The following is a 7,124-nucleotide window of genomic DNA, read 5'->3' as shown; positions in this document are numbered from 1 at the left end:
GCCCCCAATGTACGGGCTGACACACTGCTATCGGGGGCAAGCCCCCTCCCACATTTTGTTTGGCGACGCTCAGGAATTAATGGTGCTCGCGGGTCGCGCGGAATTTCACATCCGGCCAACGCTCTTCCATCAGCGCCAGGTTGACCCGTGTCGGCGCCAGGTAGGTCAAGTGACCGCCGCCGTCGACCGCAAGGTTTTCCACAGCCTTGTTGGAGAACTCTTCCAGCTTCTTCTTATCGCTGCAGTCGATCCAACGCGCGGAGTACACGGTGATTGGCTCGTAGGAGCACTCAACCTTGTATTCCTCTTTCAAGCGGCTGGCGACCACATCGAACTGCAGCACGCCCACAGCGCCGAGGATGATGTCGTTGCTGCGCTCGGGGAAGAACACTTGGGTCGCGCCCTCTTCCGCCAATTGCTGCAAGCCTTGGCGCAACTGCTTGGATTTCAGCGGGTCGCGCAGGCGCACACGGCGGAACAGTTCCGGGGCGAAGTGCGGGATGCCGGTGAAGCCCAGCGTTTCGCCTTCGGTGAAGGTGTCGCCGATCTGGATAGTGCCGTGGTTGTGCAAGCCAATGATGTCGCCAGCGTAGGCTTCTTCAAGCTGCTCACGCTCGGAGGAGAAGAACGTCAGGGCGTCGCCGATACGCACGTCCTTGCCGGTGCGCACGTGGCGCATCTTCATGCCTTTTTCGTATCGGCCGGAACAGATGCGCATGAAGGCGATACGGTCGCGGTGCTTGGGGTCCATGTTCGCCTGGATCTTGAACACGAAACCTGAAAACTTCTCTTCCACCGGTTCCACGGTGCGCTCGTTGGCCACGCGTGGCAGTGGGCGCGGCGCCCAGTCCACCACTGCGTCGAGCACGTGGTCGACCCCGAAGTTGCCCAGGGCCGTACCGAAGAATACCGGGGTCAACTGGCCGTCGAGGAATTCCTGCTGGTTGAACTCATGGCAGGCACCCTGCACCAGTTCCAGCTGGTCGACAAAACGGTCGTACTCGTCACCCAGGTGGGCGCGGGCCTCGTCGGAGTCGAGCTTCTCGATGATTTTCACATCCGTACGTTCATGACCGTGGCCGGCGGTGTAGACAATGATGTAGTCGTCGGCCAGGTGGTACACGCCCTTGAAGTCGCGGTAGCAACCAATCGGCCAGGTGATCGGCGCAGCCTTGATCTTCAGGACCGCTTCGATTTCATCGAGCAGTTCGATCGGGTCACGGATATCGCGGTCGAGTTTGTTGATAAAGCTGACGATCGGCGTATCACGCAGGCGGCACACATCCATCAAGGCGATGGTACGTGGCTCGACGCCCTTACCGCCGTCGAGGACCATCAAGGCCGAGTCCACCGCGGTCAGGGTGCGGTAGGTGTCTTCGGAGAAGTCTTCGTGGCCCGGGGTGTCGAGCAGGTTGATCATGTGATCGCGATACGGAAACTGCATGACCGACGTGGTAATGGAAATACCCCGTTGTTTTTCCATTTCCATCCAGTCGGAGGTGGCATGGCGGTCAGATTTGCGGGATTTCACCGTGCCGGCCACTGCGATTGCCTTGCCCATCAGCAAGAGCTTCTCGGTGATGGTGGTTTTACCGGCATCGGGGTGGGAAATAATGGCGAAAGTGCGGCGTTTCGCGACTTCGGCGGCCTGGTGGGTCATGGGAAATCGCCTGGCAGGTGAGTCAAAAAAGGGCGGCGAGTATAGCGCAAACCCAGGCTGGCGGACCACCGTTCACCCCATTGGGGGTGGCTAAATACTGCCAAGTGTGGAACCTTTTAAAAGGTAGAGACGTCCACTCCCCTGCTACCGCACTCGGAACAGAGGCTGAAAAATCAGCAAGTTAGCCTGACGAGGCTGCGCTCATGGCTTGACCTCATGCCGCTTTTGCCGGCATTGGCAAGCTGCTTTTCGCGACCACATTCGAAGACAGCCAGGAATGGCATGCCACGAAGGAATGTGTTCGCCGACAGAAGAAAAAAGGAGTCCGCCTGTGGCTATTCGCTATGGCAAAGGGCTGATAGGAGGAGCGGTTGTCGTCGCTCTCCTGGCCCTGCTGGTCCACTGGATCGGCATCAACACGATCGAACTGTACCGCGACGATTTATTGTTTTACCTGCAAGCTCATCTGATTCTCGTCCTGGTCTCCATGCTGGCCGCCCTGATTGTGGGCATCCCCGCCGGTATCCTGCTCAGCCGACCGAACATGGTCGGGCGCGCAGAACGCTTCATGCAGATTTTCAACATCGGCAACACCGTCCCTCCCCTGGCCGTACTGGCCATCGCCCTCGGCGTCCTCGGCATCGGCAGCGGCCCGGCCATCTTCGCGCTGTTCCTCGCCTCCTTGCTGCCCATCGTGCGCAACACCTACGAAGGCCTCAAAAACGTTCAAGGCTCGCTGAAAGAAGCCGCCACCGGCATCGGCATGACCCCGCGCCAGGTGCTGTTTCGCGTCGAATTGCCCAACGCCGTGCCGATCATTATCGGCGGTGTGCGCGTGGCCCTGGCGATCAACGTCGGTACCGCGCCGCTGGCGTTCCTGATTGGCGCCAACAGCCTGGGTAGCCTGATTTTCCCCGGCATCGCCCTGAACAATCAGCCGCAACTGCTGCTCGGCGCCGCGTGCACCGCGTTGCTGGCGTTGCTGCTCGACGGCCTGGTGACCATGGCCAGCCGCCTCTGGCTGGAACGCGGGTTGCGTCCGTCTTAAGGCTCGGCAAAGGAAATCACATGAAAAAACTGACTCTGATATTGAGCTGCGTCCTGCTGTTTGCAGGTTTTGCGCAAGCCGCTGAAAAACCCGTGATCCGCATCGGCGCCCGGGTGTTCACCGAACAGACCCTGCTCGCCGAAATCACCTCCCAGTACCTGCGCACCAAGGGTTACGACGCCCGTGTGACCGGTGGCCTGGGCAGCAACCTGGCACGCAGTGCCCAGGAAAGCGGGCAACTGGACCTGATCTGGGAATACACCGGCGTGTCGCTGGTGGCCTACAACCACGTCGATGAGAAGCTCGACAGCGCACAGTCCTACGCCAGGGTGAAAGAACTCGACGCGAAAAAAGGCCTGGTATGGCTGTCGCCGTCGAAATTCAGCAACACCTACGCGTTGGCCCTGCCCGAGAACGTCGCCAAGGAGTTCCCGCAGATCAACAGCATCAGTGACCTGACCCAAGCCTTGGCCGAGAAAACCAAAGGCACGCGCCTGGTCGCCCTGGACACCGAATTCGCCAACCGTTCCGACGGCATGGGCGGCATGGTCAAGCTGTATGACATGAACCTCACGCGCAAAAATACCCGGCAGATGGACGCCGGTCTGGTCTATACCGCGCTGCGTAATGGCCAGGTGTTTGCCGGCCTCGTCTACACCACTGACGGTCGCCTGAACGCGTTCAAATTGAAGCTGCTGGAAGACGACAAGCACTACTTCCCGGACTACACCGCCGCCCCCGTGGTGCGCCAGGTTTACCTGGACGCGCATCCGCAACTGGAGGCTGACCTCAAGCCCCTGGCCGCGCTGTTCGACGACAAGACCATGCGCGAGTTGAACGCGCGGGTCGACGTCGACCATGAAAGCCCATCCGCTGTTGCCGCCGATTTCCTGCGCCAACATCCGATCAACTAAGAAGGAGAAGACATGGAATTCCTGAACGCCTTTTCCCATCTTGATTGGGCCCAAGTCCTGCACCTGACCTGGCAGCACATCACCCTGGTCGGCATCGCGGTCATCCTCGCGATTGTCGTCGGCGTGCCCCTCGGCGTGCTGATGACCCGCTTCCCAACCCTCGCCGGCCCCCTGCAAGCCAGCGCCACCGTGCTGCTGACCGTACCGTCCATCGCGCTGTTCGGCCTGCTGCTGCCGTTCTACTCCAAATTCGGCCAGGGCCTGGGGCCGATGCCGGCGATCACCGCGGTATTCCTCTATTCCCTGTTGCCGATCATGCGTAACACCTACCTGGCCCTGACAAGTGTGGATCCGGGCATTCGCGAGGCCGCCAAAGGCATCGGCATGACCTTCGGCCAGCGCCTGCGCATGGTCGAACTGCCCATCGCCGTGCCGGTGATCCTCGCCGGGGTGCGCACCGCCGTGGTGATGAACATCGGTGTGATGACCATCGCCGCCACCATCGGCGCCGGCGGCCTGGGTGTACTTATTCTGGCTTCCATCAGCCGCAGCGACATGTCGATGCTGATCGTTGGCGCCGTGTTGGTCAGTCTCCTGGCCATCTTCGCCGACCTGCTTCTGCAATGGCTGCAACGCTCGCTGACTCCAAAAGGATTACTCAAATGATCGAACTTCAAAACCTGACCAAGACTTTTCAAAGCAACGGCAAAACTGTCTCCGCCGTTAACGACGTAAGCCTGACCGTCAACGAAGGCGAGATTTGCGTATTCCTCGGCCCTTCGGGCTGCGGCAAGAGCACCACGCTGAAAATGATCAACCGCCTGATCAAGCCCACCTCGGGCAAGATCCTGATCAACGGCGAAGACACCACCGACCTGGATGAAGTGACCCTGCGCCGCAACATCGGCTATGTGATCCAGCAAATCGGCCTGTTCCCGAACATGACCATCGAGGAAAACATCGTGGTCGTGCCGAAATTGCTCGGCTGGGACAAACAAAAATGTCACGACCGCGCCCGCGAGTTGATGAGCATGATCAAGCTCGAGCCCAAGCAGTATTTGCATCGCTATCCGCGCGAACTGTCCGGCGGCCAGCAACAGCGGATCGGCGTGATTCGCGCACTGGCGGCCGATGCCCCGCTGCTGCTGATGGATGAGCCGTTCGGCGCAGTCGACCCGATCAACCGCGAGATGATCCAGAACGAGTTCTTCGAGATGCAACGCGCGCTGAACAAGACCGTGATCATGGTCAGCCACGACATCGACGAAGCCATCAAGCTGGGTGACAAGATCGCCATCTTCCGCGCCGGCAAGCTGCTGCAGATCGACCATCCGGACACCCTGCTGGCGCATCCGGCCGATGAGTTCGTCAGCAACTTCGTGGGCCAGGACAGCACCCTCAAGCGCCTGCTGCTGGTGAAGGCTGAAGATGCGGCCGACAACGCCCCGTCGGTGAGCCCGGAAACCCCGGTGGCCGAGGCCCTGGAGCTGATGGACGAAACTGACCGCCGTTATGTGGTAGTCACGTGCACCGAGAACAAGGCACTCGGCTATGTACGTCGTCGCGACCTGCACCGTCAGACCGGCACCTGCGGCCAGTACCTGCGTGAGTTCAACGCCACGGCGGCGTACGACGAGCATTTGCGCATCCTGTTGTCACGCATGTACGAGTTCAATCGCTCGTGGCTGCCGGTGATGGATGCGGAGCGGGTGTTCCTGGGTGAGGTGACCCAGGAGTCGATTGCCGAGTACCTGAGTTCCGGTAAGTCGCGTGGGGGCAAGACCAGTATTGTTTCGCCTGCAGAGACTGCCCTGGCCTGATCTGACACAACACGCTTAAAACTGTGGGAGGGGGCTTGCCCCCGATGGCGGTGTATCAGTCAATATATTCATGACTGACACACTGCCATCGGGGGCAAGCCCCCTCCCACATTTGGCCTGTGGTGTGTCAGGGAAATCCCCCTAATTATCCGCCTGCGGGGAACATCAATCCGTCACACCTGTCGGTTACATAAGTAGCTGCACGCCATCGCGCGACGAACGCGTGCAAAAACGCGACATTTTTAGTTGATCTATGGCCTCTCACGTCCTAAAGTTCGCGCCGAACGTCCATGCTGGAAACGATCCATCCGGCTCAAGTACTGACGACGAGACAGCAAGGCCAAGGGTAGCGATAGCCCCATGGCCTTTTTGCTTTCGGCGACATGCCTTGGGAAGTAGGCGAACCAAAGTGGGGATACGGAGGACGTTCAGTTGCACCCATTGATCAAATCAGTTTGCCCTTAGGAGTTCCCAGCATGTCGATCAACGTCGAAGATTATTTCGCGCGCGCCACTTTTGACAAAATGAAGGCGTTCGCCGACAAGCAAGAAACCCCGTTCGTGGTGATCGACACCGCGATGATCAGCCAGGCCTACGATGACCTGCGCGCCGGTTTCGAATTCGCCAAGGTGTATTACGCGGTCAAGGCCAACCCTGCCGTCGAGATCATCGACCTGTTGAAAGACAAGGGTTCGAGCTTCGACATCGCCTCGATCTACGAGCTGGACAAGGTCATGGACCGCGGCGTCAGCGCCGACCGTATCAGCTACGGCAACACCATCAAGAAATCCAAGGACATCCGCTACTTCTACGAGAAGGGCGTACGCCTGTTCTCCACCGACTCCGAAGCCGACCTGCGCAACATCGCCAAGGCCGCGCCGGGCTCGAAAGTGTATGTACGTATCCTCACCGAAGGTTCGACCACGGCGGACTGGCCTCTGTCGCGCAAGTTCGGCTGCCAGACCGACATGGCCATGGACCTGCTGATCCTCGCCCGTGACCTGGGCCTGGTGCCGTACGGCATTTCGTTCCACGTGGGCTCGCAGCAACGCGACATCAGCGTGTGGGACGCGGCAATCGCCAAGGTCAAAGTGATCTTCGAACGCCTGAAGGAAGAAGACGGCATCCACCTCAAGCTGATCAACATGGGTGGCGGCTTCCCGGCCAACTACATCACCCGTACCAACAGCCTGGAAACCTACGCCGAGGAAATCATCCGTTTCCTCAAGGAAGACTTCGGCGACGACCTGCCGGAAATCATCCTGGAGCCGGGCCGTTCGTTGATCGCCAACGCCGGCATCCTGGTCAGTGAAGTGGTATTGGTTGCACGTAAATCCCGTACCGCCGTCGAGCGTTGGGTGTACACGGATGTGGGCAAGTTCTCCGGCCTGATCGAAACCATGGACGAAGCCATCAAGTTCCCGATCTGGACCGAGAAGAAAGGCGAGATGGAAGAAGTGGTCATCGCCGGCCCGACCTGCGACAGCGCCGACATCATGTACGAAAACTACAAGTACGGCCTGCCGCTGAACCTGGCGATCGGTGATCGTTTGTACTGGTTGTCGACCGGTGCGTACACCACCAGCTACAGCGCCGTTGAGTTCAATGGCTTTCCACCGTTGAAGTCGTACTACATTTAAGACCGCTGCGCTGAAAAAACCCATGACGTGTCATGGGTTTTT

Annotated in this window: 6 protein-coding genes; 5 read left to right on the top strand and 1 reads right to left on the bottom strand. The window is 59.4% G+C overall.

Translation table 11 applies throughout. The features are described 5' to 3' along the window. Nucleotides 1–76: 76 nt before the first annotated feature. Entirely contained in the window at nt 77–1,660 is a 1,584-nt protein-coding gene (locus tag ACODSV_RS24225) for a peptide chain release factor 3 (protein ID WP_024073408.1), read from the bottom strand. Between the two features lie 331 nt (nt 1,661–1,991). Here ACODSV_RS24225 and ACODSV_RS24220 point away from each other — a divergent pair, with 331 nt between their 5' ends. The 5 genes from ACODSV_RS24220 (at nt 1,992) to ACODSV_RS24200 (ending at nt 7,082) form a co-directional block, all read left to right on the top strand. Further along, nucleotides 1,992–2,708: an ABC transporter permease gene (locus ACODSV_RS24220; RefSeq protein ID WP_004372306.1), complete on the top strand. Its 717-nt coding sequence runs from the start codon at nt 1,992–1,994 to the stop codon at nt 2,706–2,708. A gap of 20 nt (nt 2,709–2,728) precedes the next feature. Beyond that, a complete protein-coding gene (locus ACODSV_RS24215) occupies nt 2,729–3,622 on the top strand; it encodes a glycine betaine ABC transporter substrate-binding protein (protein ID WP_069075193.1) in 894 nt (297 codons plus the stop codon). A gap of 12 nt (nt 3,623–3,634) precedes the next feature. Next, entirely contained in the window at nt 3,635–4,288 is a 654-nt protein-coding gene (locus tag ACODSV_RS24210; RefSeq protein ID WP_024073406.1) for an ABC transporter permease, read from the top strand. Further along, complete coding sequence (locus ACODSV_RS24205; RefSeq protein WP_024073405.1) at nt 4,285–5,442, top strand: osmoprotectant ABC transporter ATP-binding protein OsmV; 1,158 nt, start codon at nt 4,285–4,287, stop codon at nt 5,440–5,442. The genes ACODSV_RS24210 and ACODSV_RS24205 overlap by 4 nt, the downstream gene beginning before the upstream one ends. A gap of 476 nt (nt 5,443–5,918) precedes the next feature. Beyond that, complete coding sequence (locus ACODSV_RS24200) at nt 5,919–7,082, top strand: type III PLP-dependent enzyme (protein ID WP_024073404.1); 1,164 nt, start codon at nt 5,919–5,921, stop codon at nt 7,080–7,082. Nucleotides 7,083–7,124: the final 42 nt, after the last annotated feature.

Source organism: Pseudomonas sp. FG86 (assembly GCF_057808775.1).
This window is presented reverse-complemented; position numbering and strand designations above follow the sequence as displayed.